Source organism: Nostoc sp. UHCC 0251 (assembly GCF_034932245.1).
Taxonomy (GTDB): Bacteria; Cyanobacteriota; Cyanobacteriia; order Cyanobacteriales; family Nostocaceae; genus Nostoc.
Window position 1 is genome coordinate 1 of record NZ_JAYGHD010000388.1, and the last position, 13886, is coordinate 13886.

The following is a 13886-nucleotide window of genomic DNA, read 5'->3' on the forward strand; positions in this document are numbered from 1 at the left end:
GGCATAACACACCCTACTGAAATATTTTCAGAAATCAAATATGATTCCTATATGTCTAGGTTTTAGGCTTTTCATTATTTTTCAGGAAATTTTCAATAATTTGCACTGGTTGCTACACCCGAACCAAGGATGTTTCGTTAAGCTGTAAGCGCTATGATTGAGCTTTGTTGAACATCTTATGCATTGGTTGTTATCTGGGCCGTTGAGTATAGAGAAATTGACGGTTAACATTACAGGGTTGCCTGCATCGTTACAAAATAAAAAGTTGGTGCAGTTGTCAGATTTTCATTATGATGGTTTGCGGCTGTCGGAAGATATGTTAGAAAAAGCGATCGCAGTTACTAACGAAGCTGAACCTGATTTAATTTTATTAACTGGTGATTACGTAACTGACGATTCCACGCCGATTCATCAGCTGATACTTCGGCTTAAACATCTACAAAGCCGCAGTGGTATCTATGCTGTTCTCGGCAATCACGATATACATTACAAACACGGAAAAGCAGAAGTTACAGATGCCCTTACTAGCATTGGAATTCACGTCCTTTGGAACGAAATTGCCTATCCGCTAGGAAAAGAATTACCATTGGTAGGACTAGCTGATTATTGGTCACGGGAATTTCACCCCGTACCTGTTATGAATCAACTAAACCCCAACACACCCTGCATCGTTTTATCTCACAACCCAGATAGTGCAGAGATACTGCAAACATGGCGGGTTGACTTACAATTATCTGGTCATACTCACGGTGGTCAAATCGTAATTCCCGGAATTGGCCCTGCGATATTTATTTACGAAAAGCTTGCAGAAAAAATACCCAGAAAAGTGCGGCGTCGATTTCCATTTTTGGATATAAATGTTTCTGTAGTCAAGCATTGGGAATGGGCACAGGGTTTCCATCAGCTAGGAAAAAATCAGCTATATGTCAATCGTGGTTTGGGAACTTATCTCCCAGGACGCTTATTTTGCCCCCCAGAAGTTACTATAATCACCCTACAAGGTGAGTAAGAAGTCAGGAGGTGAGGCAGTGCGGTGGACATTTTCACCGGCAGAGCCAGTGTGAGCCTAGCGCTAGCGACCTATTTCTATGGAGAAGAAGCTACGCGTAGCATACGCACCAGAAGCAGCATCACCCGAAAGGCAGAAAGAAAACTCCAGAGCTAAATTCAGCGATTTCAGATAAATCAATTGGTTATTTGTATGTGGAGTATGTAACATAAATTATTGCAGTTTATCAAGTTACATTTTGATTTTTGGTAAGCTGTAAGCGCTGGTATGAGGAGTATCGGTTGCCTTATGCATTGGTTGTTTACGGGACATTTAAGAGTAGATAAAATCACGGTTAAGATTGCGGAACTTCCAGCATCTTTACAAGGTACAACGCTAGTGCAGTTGTCAGATTTTCACTACGATGGTTTGCGGCTGTCGGAAGACATGTTAGAAAAAGCGATCGCACTTACTAACGAAGCTGAACCTGATTTAATTCTATTAACTGGTGACTACGTAACTGACGATCCCACGCCAATTCACCAATTGGTGCATCGACTCAAACATCTGCAAAGTCGCTGTGGCATTTACGCCGTACTTGGTAATCACGATATCTGTTACAGTCATTCAAAAGCAGAAGTTACACAGGCGTTAACTAGCATTGGGGTGCATGTGCTTTGGAATGAAATCGCCTATCCGTTAGGAAAAGAATTACCACTAGTCGGATTAGCTGATTATTGGTCACGGGAATTTTACCCTGCACCAGTTATGAATCAACTTGACTCCGTTACACCCCGCATTGTTTTATCCCATAACCCAGATACAGCTAAGATATTGCAACAATGGCGCGTAGATTTGCAACTATCTGGTCATACCCACGGTGGTCACATCGTAATTCCAGGCATTGGCCCTCTAGTACTTCATTATAAAAAGCTACTCAAAAAAATTCCCAAAAAATTACGGCGTTGGGTAACATTTTTCCTGGGAGACTGTTCTAAAGTCGTGCGATATTGGGAATGGGCGCAAGGGTTTCACAAGGTCGAAGAAAATCAACTATATGTCAATCGTGGTTTAGGAACTTATAAACCAGGACGTTTATTCTGTCCGCCAGAGGTGACTGTAATTACGTTAGTTAGTCATTAGTCATTGGTTATTAGTCATTGGTCTAAATAACCCTTTTCTAAGAAGAGAGATAAATGACAAAGGACAAAAATTCATAACACTCAAAGCAGAAACCGCCTGAAGCTACGATGGATAATTATCAGCAGCTTGGGGCGGTTTCTTGAAGATTGGAGAATTCAGAAGTAAGTAACTCAAACTAAGGTGGACAACATTCGCGATCGCTTTACTCAGAATTGCACATCCTTATATTCCAACTAGGCAGGCATTTTCTGGCTGTGCGTCTTAAAACCTCCAAAACAACTCATTGAACTCAAGGCAAAAACACATTCAATGGATGTCACAACTTCAGAGCGATCGCGAGAACATTAGAGCAGGAGGTACAGGCTCTAACTTGAAAGTTTTTGTTAACTTTTAACCTGTTTGTACCTTGCTCTTAATCTAGCACTGTGTTTTTTCAGCGACAAGAGGCGTTTACTAAACTTCAATACCATTAATTTATCGCAACAGTTTAGAAATATTGCTTAAGAATATTCCCACTTGTTTAGATGTTGGCGTTAATGCCAGCATTATCAAGTGGGCTGATTCAGAAGCCGTTATTGAGCAGAACCGCCTGTAGTATCATCTGTGGTAGAAGAACCGCTATTAGATGTACTATTTGGCTCGTTTACTCCTTGAGGTGGAGTTTTTTGAGAGGTATCGCTTTTCGTACCTGGAGTAACGGTATTAGAAGTATCGTTCTGCGAACTAGGAGTATTAGTAGTTGGACTCGTCGTTGAACTTTGTGGCGCTTTAGGTGCAGGCTGGGTTACAGAAGGTGCTTTTTCTGCCGCAGGCTGCTGGGGTGGAATAGTAATGTTAATATCCGGTTGGCGAGGTGCAGACGGAGGTGTAACTTGCTGTTGGGGAACAGGAACAGGAACAGCAACAGGTACAGGTACAGGTACTTCCGTAGTTCTTTCGATTATCGTTGGTGGTTGAGGAGATGCACTGGGAGTTGGCTCACTCTTACTCGGAACAGGAACCACAACCGGCACAGTATTGTTAACTGCTGCGTTATTCTGCTGGTTAAAGTACCAAACCCCACCTATAACCAAACCAAGCAAGGAAGTAATGATAATACCTAACAGCAAACCACCACTAGCATTGTTTTCATCACGCTGCGCTAAATCTGCTTGCTGGTAGCTACGCTCAACATTTCGACCTTGTACGTAACCATTAGTGTAAGAGTTGGGATTAGCTGTGCTGTTCTTGACTGTTTCAGTAGTTCGTGTCAAGTCAGTGTGAGTATTACCATTAATATCAGTGTAAGATTCTTGCCTAACTTCACTGTTTTTGCTTTCGCGTTCATTGGGAATAGACATAGCTATTGATTAACTCCTCGATATGATTTTGAAAAATTAAAGCTTTGTAAGAACAAGAGGTTTTAATGAGCTTAAGAATTTATGTTGCTGATAAATATTGAGTTTTATTTGCTACTCAACTGTTGGTGACTATCAGAATAACCTCTGAGAACAAACAAGTGGCTCTATCTCCAGGGAGTTAATACTTAATCGAAAGAAAGATTATCCCAAAGATGGATGTTATTAAACTGTCAGGTGATGTGTAGATAAAGAATCTCGCAATTTTCTTCAGTTATCTAAATTTTTAATAAACAAGAATAAATTATATTTAAAGGTCATTTATAAAAGAGTGATAGCTTTACTGATGGGGAATATAGTAATAGTTTTATCTCCACTGCCACTAGCCAGCGTCTTAGCATCTGGGCTGAAGGCAACAGAATAAACTACATCTTCATCTGCTGAAAAAGTACAGAGTTCATTGCCTGTATCCACCTGCCATAGCTTGATCGTTTTGTCTTTACTACCGCTAGCTATGATTTTGCCATTGGGACTAAAAGCGATAGAACAAACATGATCAGAATGCCCAAATAAGGTGTGGATTTCTTGACCGTTTTCTACGTGCCATAGCTTAATCGTCTTATCCCAACTACCACTTGCTAAAGTCTTACCATTTGGACTGAAAGCGATAGAATTTATTCCTCCAAACCAATCGGAATGCCCCGTGAGAGTTAGGACTTTCTGTTTAGCCAAATGCCAAACCTTGATCGTTTTGTCATTACCAGCACCACCACTAGCTAAAGTTTTTCCATCTGGGCTGAAAGCAACGCATAAAACTTCATCTGAATGCCCTTTAAGTGTGTGTAGCTCCCTTCCTGTCTCTAAAGACCAAAGCTTAATCGTCTTGTCTTTACTACCGCTAGCTAAAGTTTTTCCATCAGTGCTAAAAGCAAGACTGTAAACTTTTTCTTCATGTCCTGTGAAAGTACAGATTTCCTTACTTGTTAAGACATCCCATAATTTAATAGTTTTGTCATCACTAGCACTGGCTAAAATCTTACCATTTGTGCTGAAAGCAACAGAATTTACCCCTCCAGACCAGGAAGACTCTCCATGTCCCTTGAGGGTGCGTGATTCGTTGTTAGCTAAATTCCAAATTTTTACGGTTTTGTCATCACTACCACTGGCTAAAGTCTGCCCATCAGGACTGAAGACCACAGACATTACCTTGTTTGAATGCCCTTTGAGAGTGCGTACAGATATTAAATCTTGCATATTTAAAAATACTTAGAAATTAGCAGCAAATTCAACTTTATTTAGTATTCCCAATTGCTAATGTTATGTAACTCAAGGTATTGTTTTGCTGTTTAAAGTCGTCTTAAGTATTCGTTTTTTATCTCCAACGCCGATTTAGGCGCAGTAAACTTTTTATCCTTTGACAAAATCTTTCTACCAAAGGTTTAGGTTTTGATACATATCTAGGCGATCGCACTCTCCGTGCAGCGCCCGGATTTCTTAACTCTTCTTCTATTTGTGCAGCTTTATTTAAATCGGAAGCGGCTCTATATTCGTATCCTAATTGAGAGCAAACTAGCCCACGATATTTATATGCCTCAACATAGTGAGGATTGAGACGAATTGCATGGGTAAAATCTGCGATCGCATCCTCATACCTTCCCTCTGTAGCATTTTCTACTCCTAAACTATAGAAAGTTTCAGCATCCCAACGATTCACAGATATTTTTGTGGGATTTTTAGGCGAAGATGAAGATGGATTTTCAGGAATAGGAGGCTCAGATGGACTTTCAGATTTGAGCTTGTTGTAAGCTGCGTTGATTGATTTGATTTTTTCCTCAGCTTCCTGTTTTTGCTTTTGCTCAAGAAAGCGATCGGGATGCCAAATTTTCACCAGTTGACGGTAAGCTCGCTTTACTTGTGCTTGTGATGCACCCGGTTCCAACCCAAGAATTTCATAAGCATGATTGAGATCGAGGTCATCGCGCATACTGAAAAAATCGGCAACTATTATAGATATATGTTAACTATTCCCCTAAATCTCCTCCAATCAACCCAAACGCCCCATTCTGGTTATCACTGGGATGGTAGTAGTCGCCGCTTCTTTGAAGGCTGGTATTACCGCGTCACTTTACCGGAAATTGGGCAAACATTCGCCTTTATGTACTCCATCGAAGACCCCATCGGCGGTAAACCCCACAGTGGCGGTGCAGCCCAAATCCTCGGCCCCGATGATGAGTATTTATGTCGTACTTTTCCTGATGTGAATAAATTTTGGGGTAGTCAAGATGTCCTGGGTTTAGGTCATTGGGGTAAAACAGATTTGCAAATCGCTCCTCTATACCTGCTTCCAGCGGAGTTTGAGCATCATGTTCAAGAGGGATATCAAGCCACAGCTACGTTGAATCAGGGAATAATTCGCGATGGCAAAGCCAACGCCAAGGGCGAACGCGCCACCAATAATTATTGCCGTTGGCAGTATGAAATTCAACCAGTATACGGTTGGGGTAATAAAAATAGCATTCAGCAATCAACCGCAGGCTGGCTGTCATTCTCGCAGATTTTTGAACCTGGATGGCAGATTTTGATGGCTCACGGTTTAGCCAGTGGGAAGATTGACTGGAATGGCAAAATCTACGAATTCACCAACGCCCCAGCTTACGGCGAGAAAAATTGGGGTGGTGCTTTCCCGCAAAAATGGTTTTGGCTAAATTGTAATTGTTTTGAGGGCGAACCCGACTTAGCATTAACTGCTGGCGGTGGACGGCGGGGTGTCCTGTGGTGGATGGAATCTGTAGCGATGATTGGGTTGCACTATCAAGGCAAGTTTTATGAATTTGTTCCCTGGAATTCCCAAGTAGATTGGGAAATTCAGCCTTGGGGTAGATGGCAAATGAAAGCTACCAACTCTAATTATGAAATTGAATTGACAGGAACCACGGATTTACCTGGTACACCTCTGCGTGCGCCCACAGAGGATGGTTTAAGATACTGTTGCCGAGACACCATGCAAGGAAAGTTAAATTTAGAGTTACGAGAAGTAAGTGGGAGAAAATCTAAAATAATCTTAAAAGCAGAAAGTTTTCTTTGTGGTTTAGAAGTAGGCGGCGGCTCTTGGGATGAATGTTGGCAGTCTCGGTAAAATTACTGCTATAATTATATGTGCTTCATAGTTGGGGTTGTAGCTCAGTTGGATAGAGCGGACGCCTCCTAAGCGTCAGGTCGTGCGTTCGAGCCGCACCAGTCCCGTAAGCCAAAAAATCCCTATGACCTGCTATTAGTCAAGGTCATAAGGATTTTTTTACATAATATCATCTACCAGCACTGTTCCTCCCTCACAAAAATCGATGCTGAGATGATAATCTTGCAGGAGTGCTGTGCCAATTAGGGGACGACGACCCATCGCTAAAACTGGGATCACGCGTTCTGTGCCATTCCACACGATAGTGGCTTGATGAACATTGGTTATGATACGAGAATTGTCCGCAAGATTCGCTTTGATTGGCGCAACGTAAGGCAAATCCAGGTCTGTGACTACCGTAGATGGCAAGGTTAAAAACCCTTCAAATCCTGTATCGATAACACATTCAATTTCTACTTCTGCACGCCCCAAACGACAAATAGTGATACTTATACATGCCTGAAGCCCAACAACTGTCCCATGTATCACTGTGCTGTCCTAATTAACGTACCACCGACTGCATAAACAGCATCATAGCCAATTCGCTCTGTCCAAATGATTGCGTTTGGCTGTTTGGCTTGCAGCCGATGACAAGCCACAATTAAATCGTCATCTATTTCGTAATCACCTGTAGTGATATTGATTGCAATGATTTTGCCGATATTTTCTGCTGTTTCGACTTGGGTACGGATACTCTGCTGGTAAAGTTTTTCGCCACGTTGAGCAATTTCTTCTCGGCTGAGATTGGGATAATGCATAGAAGCAACCTTTTCTGTATCCGATTTCTGATTCGATCTTAAAACAAAATCGACAGCCCGAAGCAGGGGATTAAAACCCCACAGGCTGATGTTGACGTGATTAAACAACGCTATAAGAACGCAGTGGCAAGGGAGAAACAACAATGACACAGGAACCCGTTTTTGAAGAAAGCAGTGGCAACGTATTCGCTGATCTCGGTTTAGAGGATGCTTCGGAACTTTTTATGCGAGGCAAGATAGGGATTCAGGTACTGCGCCTCCTATCTCAACGCAACCTGAAACAGCGCGAAATCAGCGAACTTCTTGGCATTCCCCAGCCAGAAGTATCTCATTTGATGAAAGGAGAGTTTCAACGCTTTGGCGAGGGCAAACTCCTCATTTTCCTCAAGCGGCTCGATACGGAAATCACCTTACATCTTCGCCCTCGTCATGCGTCGGGCCAATCTGCTGAAACTGTTATATCGCTATAGGACTTTACTCATGCAAAAAGTCTATTGAGTTAAGCCAGCGATCGCTCTACCAATGCTAAGAGCGATCGCGCATTAAACTAGTGGCAAGAAGACGACTAAAAGAAATTTCTTCATTGCTAATCAGCGACTCATGGTAATTCACTCAATGCTACCAAGATGTACAGTTAAAAATAGTGCAAAATATAAATGTAGAAAAGCTATTAGCCAAACACTTCAACCAACATTAATATGAGGACATAAGAATGCTTGAACAACAAACACACGATGCGGATTACACCTGACGGTCAAATTACCATCCCTTCTGAAATCCGAGAGGTGCTAAATATTTCTCCTGATGTAGAATTAGCGTTTGAAATCGAAGGCGATCGCCTCTACCTCAAGAAAATACAACCTACCGATAAAATCTCAACCTGGATTGACACCATGCGGGGTTGCGCTGCTGGAAACCTCACCACTGACCAAATCATGACCCTCACCCGTAGCGACGATAATCTATGACCGTCTTGGTAGACAGCAACGTTATCCTCGACATTCTTACCAACGATCGCAATTGGTTTGATTGGTCAGCCCTTCAACTGACAACCTATGCCCGTCAAGACCAACTTGCCATTAATCCTATCATCTACGCTGAGATTGCCATCGGCTTTCCCAGAGAACAGGAACTCATCACTGCATTGCCGGAAGATATATTTCAACGTCTGCCTTTACCTTGGGATGCGGCATTCCTAGCAGGTCAAAGTTTTCTTAACTACCGTCGTCGTGGTGGCGCCAGAACCTCCCCATTGCCTGATTTCTACATTGGTGCTCATGCTAGCACTGCTAATTTGCCTCTCATTACCCGCGATGTCAATCGCTATCGCACCTACTTTCCCAACGTTAGGCTCGTTTCACCTGAATAGCCATTAAGTTGAACGAGCAAACACATTAGTATAACAAGGAAAAAGTAAATTCGATAATCTAATACGCTATCACCTACTAGAACACAAGGCGCGATCGCATCTAAAATTCACGTTATTTTACGAATGCGAATAGTTTTAGATGAAATAACAGTAAAAGCTCCTAATAATTCATCTGCGTGTTTATTAATGGCATTGACAATAATTTCTGCCCTATCATTTGGAGATAAACCGAATAACCGAATTAACACCACACCTGCTGCAATTCTACGCAAACGGAAAACTAACTCACCAAAATCTTTATCTGATGTCAATAAAATTGCACCTTCATTATTAGCCAAGTTCAAAACTTCATCGTCAGGAATTCCTGGCTCCATTTCCACAACATACAAAACTTTGTGACCATCCAACCGCAGACGTTCAACGATTTGCCAATCTAAATTTTCGTCGCCTAAAAACTTCAAGAAGCTTTCTCAATCGTTGGATAAATGACATCATACCGCAAAGCTTGAGCCGCAAATGCTAAAGCTGCTTTAATTCCTTCATCGCTAAGTCGCGGATGCGCTTCTAGTATTTGCTGAGGTGTTTCACCCGCAGCAAGTTTTTCGAGAATTAATTCAACTGTAATACGAGTTCCTAAAATGATAGGTTTGCCCATCATTATTTTTGGATCGGATACGATTTTTTGCATGAGTTAGGATTTTTTGGATAGATAATTATTAATATATATAATGCCTTTCATTATTCTTTTCCATCACCTACTAGAACACAAGGCGCGATCGCTCTTCATTACTTTCTGATTAGTCTGCAAATAATCATGTAGCAAATTGCAACCCCGTGCCAACAATTTTTCCAGTTCGATATCTGCCAAATTCTGGAAAATCACTGTACCATTTCCACTACCCGCAGCCAGAGTCTTGCTGTCATTACTAAAACTGACGCTGGTTAACTCTTGCTTATCGCCTTTTAAAGCAATCAGCAATGTCCCTTCTCGGTTCCAAATTCTTACTTTGTCATCGCTGCTAGCTGCTAGAGTCTTGCCATCAGGGCTAAAACTCACACTGATGAAACTATCGCCATCGCCCGTGAGATTATTTAACAGTTTCCCGTCTCGATTCCAAATCTTCACTGTGCTATCAATACTAACTGAAGCGATTGCTTTTCCATCAGGCGACCAAGCAACCCCATTTACCCGGCGACTATGACCAGTTAAGCTGTATAGCAATTTACCATCTAAATTCCAGATTTTTACTAGTTTGTCATCACTAGCTGAGGCAAGCAGCTTGCCATCTGGGCTAAAACTTACCCAATTCACCGCATCTTGATGTCCCTGCAAGGTATTGAGCAGTTTACCGTCTCGACTCCAAAGTTTTACTGTTTTATCTTTACTAGCCGAAGCAATTACTTGACCATTAGGCGACCAAGCAACACCCAAGACGGTATCATTATGACCTTTTAAGGTGTTGAGCAGTTTACCATCACCATTCCAAAGCTTCACCGTTTTATCTTTACTAGCCGAAGCAATTACTTGACCATCTGGGCTGAAACTAACGCCCCAAACTTCACCTTCATGCCCAGTGAATGTACTGAGTAGTTTACCGTCTCGATTGAAAAGTTTGATAGTTTTGTCTCGACTTGCTGCTGCTAAGGTGCGATCGTCTGGGCTAAAACTAATGCTAGTTACCCAGTTATTGTTATCGGCTTTGGGCTTTCGCAGTAACACACCCTCCAAATGCCAGAGTTTAATAGTTTTGTCCCGACTGGCGGAAGCAAGGGTGCGATCGTCTGGGCTGAAACTGACGCTATTAACCCAATTATTATGTCCCTTCAGAGTTGCCAGCAGCACACCTTCAGAACTCCAGAGTTTGATTGTCTCGTCGGTACTTGCGGAAGCGATGATGTTACCATGACGGCTAAAACTGACGTTGGTAACTCCAGCACTATGCCCCGATAAGGTTCGCAGTAATTTACCCTCCAGATTCCACAATTTGATTGTCTGGTCTAAACTAGCAGAAGCGATAGTTTTTGCATCGGGCGACCAAGCGACACTTAAGACTGCATCTTCATGTCCCTGGAAGGATTTGAGCAGCTTACCATCCCGACTCCACAATTTCACCGTCTTATCAGCACTCCCGGAAGCAATTGTCTGTCCATCTGTTGACCAAGCGACACTCAAGACTGCACCATTATGTAAGAGCAAAGTTTTGAGCAGTTTACCATCCCGACTCCACAGTTTCACCGTCTTGTCGCTACTGGCTGAGGCAATAATCTGACCGTCAGGGCTGAAACTGACACTATTCACCACGCCTTGATGCCCTAATAGGTTAGCAAGCGGTTGACCCTCTCGACTCCAAAGTTTTACCGTCTTGTCTTGGCTGGCGGAAGCAACGATTTGACTATCTGGGCTGAAACTGACGCTATTAACTACATCTTCATGCCCCGATAAAGTTTTGACCAAGCTACCATCGGGATGCCAGAGTTGAATTGTAGTATCCGCACTGGCTGAGGCAATTAAAGAGCCATCGGGGCTAAATGTAGCACTATTAACTCCAGATAGATGCCCGTCGAAACGATTATATTCTTTTACTCCAGAAACTGCTTGATAAAGGGCCGTCTGTACTTGCTCTCTTGTATAGGAATCTACCCAGATTGTTTGTTGTAATTTTCTTCCCGCTTTTAAACCTTCTTTTAAAGCATCAATACCTTTTTGCGAAGCAAAGAAGGCTTCACTGGATGCACTGAGGGTTTTAATTTCGCTATCTACTGCTGTCACTATGGAAACACTTAATCCCAATATAGCGAGAACAGAAGCAGTAAGTGCAATTTTCAACGAACGATTTAATTGAGCTTCACTGAGCCTTTGTTTCTTTTGGCTTTCTGCAAGTTTAGCTGTTAATTCTTTTTCTTTCAGTTCAGCTCGTAATTGCTCAATTTCTAACTGACTTAATTCTTCGCGCTTGTGCAACTCCCGTAACTCAGTTAATAAATCTAAGCCCTGTTGGGGATAAGGCTCTACCGATTTTAAATCCTGCTTATTTTGGCTAAGTTCACTCTTAAGTCGCTCAATCTCAGCTTGACTTTGTTCTACTTTATAGCGCAACTGGTTAAGTTGTACCTGTAAGCTTGATTCTTGTTGTTGGAGGTAGCGAATCAAGTCTACTAAATAATCGTGAATCAGTTGATAGCGTTCTGGGACATCTGGGAATAGTACCACTAAACCGGAGCGTACTAAAATGTCTAATACTAACTCTAATTTGCCAGCATCTTCTAACTCTGCTAGCTGCGCTGCTAACTCAGCACGAGTTTTAAAAGGTCGGTTGTTACTTTCATCTGTTAATAAATATAAGACGAGTAACGCGGCTCGTTCATTTTCTGGACCGCAGTCTTTAATCAGTTCCTTAAGATATCGCTCGATGAGTTTGTTGGGTCTGTATGGCTGATATTCTTCTAAAGTAGTAATTCGCTCATCTTGAATTTGCGCTCCTACAACTTGCAATTCAATGGGGCGGACTTCTCCAAATCCTGTGGATAAATCTTCGATTAAGGCATCAATTAAAGCAGGCTCTAAATTAAACTGCGATCGCTCTGTTAATTTTTGGATAATTGCTTTAGCATATTCTGGCGAAAAATTATTTAACTGGTAGCGAATATGTTTGTCGAGAATATTGTTGTTAATAGCTTCCAGTGCCGAAAGTTGTTTAAAGTCTAATAAACGATGTAAATAATCTTCTCGCAAGGAAAGGATAACTTTGACAAATGGTATATTGAGGCAGTCGCTAATAAATTTATCAAATTCTTGCTTTTGATCACGATCGCTATAACCAAAGAAAAATTCTTCAAATTGGTCAAAGATTAAAACTGTGAGCAGATGGTTATCAGCATTTTCTTTTAGTTGTTGTAAAATGCTGATGATGGTAATAAGTGTGGCAGAGTAGGGCAAAGCTTCCGGTTCAATAGCTACTTCTGGATTGATATCACGGTAGATAGCAAGGGGTGCGTCAGCAGACATCGCCTCACTCAAAGATTTTCCTAATTCCCGCGCCCAATCGGTGTAAACTTGCAGCACCACAGGCACAGCTATTTGATCGCCAATGGCTCGATTTTGCAGTGCTGGAACTAAGCCCGCCGTTACAATAGAACTCTTACCTACCCCTGATTGACCATGAATCACCGTCAATTTTTGATCGGCGCGGCTAATTCTGCCAATTAAGTTATTAATATCACGTTCTCGGCCAGAAGCCGCAATTTCTAAAGCAACGCTGCTACTCCCAGAAGATGACATCAATGCTGGGTTTGTCGCCTGTCTTTGCGGTTGCAACCGCCCTGCACCGATAAAAGCCCGAAAACCGTACTGCTGCTCAACAGAACGCCGTTTCTGCCGAATGCAATAGGCTTCCAGATATCGCCCTTCTTCAAAATAGAGCGATCGCAGTGTCCGCAATAAGCGAATATAACGATGAGCATCGTATTGATGGGCACTGCTTTCTAACGCTGCTGGTAGTTCTTTGGTTGCCTTGTCCAGGTATTCACCAGCTACTTCTAGCTCACCTAAATTTCGCTGTGCTTTCGCTAAAACTAAATAGTAAATTTGCCCCAACAGTAAGGGAAATAAGCAGTTACAAGGGTCCTTGTGCTTTTGCGCCTCACCTAATTTCAGCAGTGATACGTGTGCTAATATACTCGCCTGTACCCATCGCAACTGCTGCACAGCCACTTGCGCGAGAAAACCGTAGTCACAAGCTAATTGGATTTGACTACCATAAGTTTGATGCAATTCCAGGGACTTTTGAGCAACAGCCTGCAACTCTTCCCACTCTTGCAGATATTGTAAAACTTCTGCAAGTTGACCAATAAATCCAGCAACTATATCTGGACGCCCAGCTACCTGTAAAACATTCAAACACTGCTGAAAATAAAATTTAGCTGTGTACCAATGGCGGCGGTTTTCTATTTGATTTTGCTCTGCTAAACGGCAATAACACAGCCCCATATAAAACAGTAAAACTCCCTGTCTTAAAAGCAACGCAGATGGACGATTAGGAGGCGTAGGCGAAGAAAATGCTTCCCCTGCTCCCCCTGCTCCCCCTGCTCCCCCTGCCTCCCCTGCCCCCCCTGCTTC

At 42.4% G+C, this 13886-nt stretch carries 14 protein-coding genes and 1 tRNA gene; 7 read left to right on the forward strand and 8 right to left on the reverse strand.

The features are described from left to right. The first annotated feature begins 178 nt into the window (after positions 1–178). Both VB740_RS32385 and VB740_RS32390 read left to right on the forward strand, forming a co-directional pair. Positions 179–1009, forward strand: a complete 831-nt coding sequence (locus VB740_RS32385) for a metallophosphoesterase (protein WP_323203925.1) — start codon at positions 179–181, stop codon at positions 1007–1009. A 288-nt stretch (positions 1010–1297) separates the two neighbouring features. Next, positions 1298–2131, forward strand: coding sequence for a metallophosphoesterase (locus tag VB740_RS32390; RefSeq protein WP_323203926.1), 834 nt, complete (start codon positions 1298–1300; stop codon positions 2129–2131). Between the two features lie 572 nt (positions 2132–2703). On the opposite strand, the gene VB740_RS32395 is transcribed toward VB740_RS32390, so the two are convergent. The 3 genes from VB740_RS32395 to VB740_RS32405 form a co-directional block, all read right to left on the reverse strand. Beyond that, positions 2704–3471: a hypothetical protein gene (locus VB740_RS32395; protein WP_323203927.1), complete on the reverse strand. Its 768-nt coding sequence runs from the start codon at positions 3469–3471 to the stop codon at positions 2704–2706. 318 nt (positions 3472–3789) lie between these two features. Next, positions 3790–4722, reverse strand: coding sequence for a WD40 repeat domain-containing protein (locus tag VB740_RS32400; protein WP_323203928.1), 933 nt, complete (start codon positions 4720–4722; stop codon positions 3790–3792). Positions 4723–4840: 118 nt separating this feature from the next. Further along, a complete protein-coding gene (locus VB740_RS32405; RefSeq protein ID WP_323203929.1) occupies positions 4841–5452 on the reverse strand; it encodes a J domain-containing protein in 612 nt (203 codons plus the stop codon). Between the two features lie 30 nt (positions 5453–5482). Between VB740_RS32405 and VB740_RS32410 the strand changes: the two genes are divergently transcribed. Both VB740_RS32410 and VB740_RS32415 read left to right on the forward strand, forming a co-directional pair. Further along, entirely contained in the window at positions 5483–6604 is a 1122-nt protein-coding gene (locus tag VB740_RS32410; RefSeq protein ID WP_323203930.1) for a tocopherol cyclase family protein, read from the forward strand. Positions 6605–6637: 33 nt separating this feature from the next. Further along, positions 6638–6711, forward strand: a tRNA-Arg gene (locus VB740_RS32415). Positions 6712–6763: 52 nt separating this feature from the next. On the opposite strand, the gene VB740_RS32420 is transcribed toward VB740_RS32415, so the two are convergent. Both VB740_RS32420 and VB740_RS32425 read right to left on the reverse strand, forming a co-directional pair. Beyond that, positions 6764–7132: a clan AA aspartic protease gene (locus VB740_RS32420; RefSeq protein ID WP_323203931.1), complete on the reverse strand. Its 369-nt coding sequence runs from the start codon at positions 7130–7132 to the stop codon at positions 6764–6766. Next, entirely contained in the window at positions 7129–7401 is a 273-nt protein-coding gene (locus VB740_RS32425; protein WP_323203932.1) for a hypothetical protein, read from the reverse strand. The genes VB740_RS32420 and VB740_RS32425 overlap by 4 nt, the downstream gene beginning before the upstream one ends. Positions 7402–7544: 143 nt before the next feature. On the opposite strand from VB740_RS32425, the gene VB740_RS32430 reads away from it, so the two are divergent. The 3 genes from VB740_RS32430 (at position 7545) to VB740_RS32440 (ending at position 8770) form a co-directional block, all read left to right on the forward strand. Continuing rightward, entirely contained in the window at positions 7545–7871 is a 327-nt protein-coding gene (locus VB740_RS32430; protein ID WP_323203933.1) for a helix-turn-helix domain-containing protein, read from the forward strand. 246 nt (positions 7872–8117) lie between these two features. After that, on the forward strand, positions 8118–8369 hold the full coding sequence (locus VB740_RS32435) for an AbrB/MazE/SpoVT family DNA-binding domain-containing protein (protein WP_323203934.1): 252 nt from the start codon (positions 8118–8120) through the stop codon (positions 8367–8369). Beyond that, positions 8366–8770: a type II toxin-antitoxin system VapC family toxin gene (locus tag VB740_RS32440; protein ID WP_323203935.1), complete on the forward strand. Its 405-nt coding sequence runs from the start codon at positions 8366–8368 to the stop codon at positions 8768–8770. The genes VB740_RS32435 and VB740_RS32440 overlap by 4 nt, the downstream gene beginning before the upstream one ends. A 107-nt stretch (positions 8771–8877) precedes the next feature. Here the strand turns inward: VB740_RS32440 and VB740_RS32445 are convergent, their stop codons facing one another. From VB740_RS32445 to VB740_RS32455, 3 genes are all read right to left on the reverse strand, one after another. Further along, positions 8878–9231 carry a DUF5615 family PIN-like protein gene (locus VB740_RS32445; RefSeq protein WP_323203936.1) on the reverse strand — a complete coding sequence of 118 codons (354 nt, stop codon included), beginning with the start codon at positions 9229–9231 and terminating at the stop codon, positions 8878–8880. Next, positions 9228–9458, reverse strand: a complete 231-nt coding sequence (locus tag VB740_RS32450; RefSeq protein ID WP_323203937.1) for a DUF433 domain-containing protein — start codon at positions 9456–9458, stop codon at positions 9228–9230. Before VB740_RS32450 ends, VB740_RS32445 begins: the two co-directional genes overlap by 4 nt. A gap of 63 nt (positions 9459–9521) precedes the next feature. After that, a partial coding sequence (locus tag VB740_RS32455; protein ID WP_323203938.1) for an eIF2A-related protein occupies positions 9522–13886 on the reverse strand: 4365 nt, incomplete at its 5' end.

Bases quoted from the DNA above. Each gene is read 5' to 3' on its own strand.
- VB740_RS32385 (WP_323203925.1), top strand. From the start codon at position 179: ATGCATTGGTTGTTATCTGGGCCGTTGAGTATAGAGAAATTGACGGTT.
- VB740_RS32390 (WP_323203926.1), top strand. From the start codon at position 1,298: ATGCATTGGTTGTTTACGGGACATTTAAGAGTAGATAAAATCACGGTT.
- VB740_RS32395 (WP_323203927.1), bottom strand. From the start codon at position 3,471: ATGTCTATTCCCAATGAACGCGAAAGCAAAAACAGTGAAGTTAGGCAA.
- VB740_RS32400 (WP_323203928.1), bottom strand. From the start codon at position 4,722: ATGCAAGATTTAATATCTGTACGCACTCTCAAAGGGCATTCAAACAAG.
- VB740_RS32405 (WP_323203929.1), bottom strand. From the start codon at position 5,452: ATGCGCGATGACCTCGATCTCAATCATGCTTATGAAATTCTTGGGTTG.
- VB740_RS32410 (WP_323203930.1), top strand. From the start codon at position 5,483: ATGTTAACTATTCCCCTAAATCTCCTCCAATCAACCCAAACGCCCCAT.
- VB740_RS32425 (WP_323203932.1), bottom strand. From the start codon at position 7,401: ATGCATTATCCCAATCTCAGCCGAGAAGAAATTGCTCAACGTGGCGAA.
- VB740_RS32430 (WP_323203933.1), top strand. From the start codon at position 7,545: ATGACACAGGAACCCGTTTTTGAAGAAAGCAGTGGCAACGTATTCGCT.
- VB740_RS32440 (WP_323203935.1), top strand. From the start codon at position 8,366: ATGACCGTCTTGGTAGACAGCAACGTTATCCTCGACATTCTTACCAAC.
- VB740_RS32450 (WP_323203937.1), bottom strand. From the start codon at position 9,458: ATGCAAAAAATCGTATCCGATCCAAAAATAATGATGGGCAAACCTATC.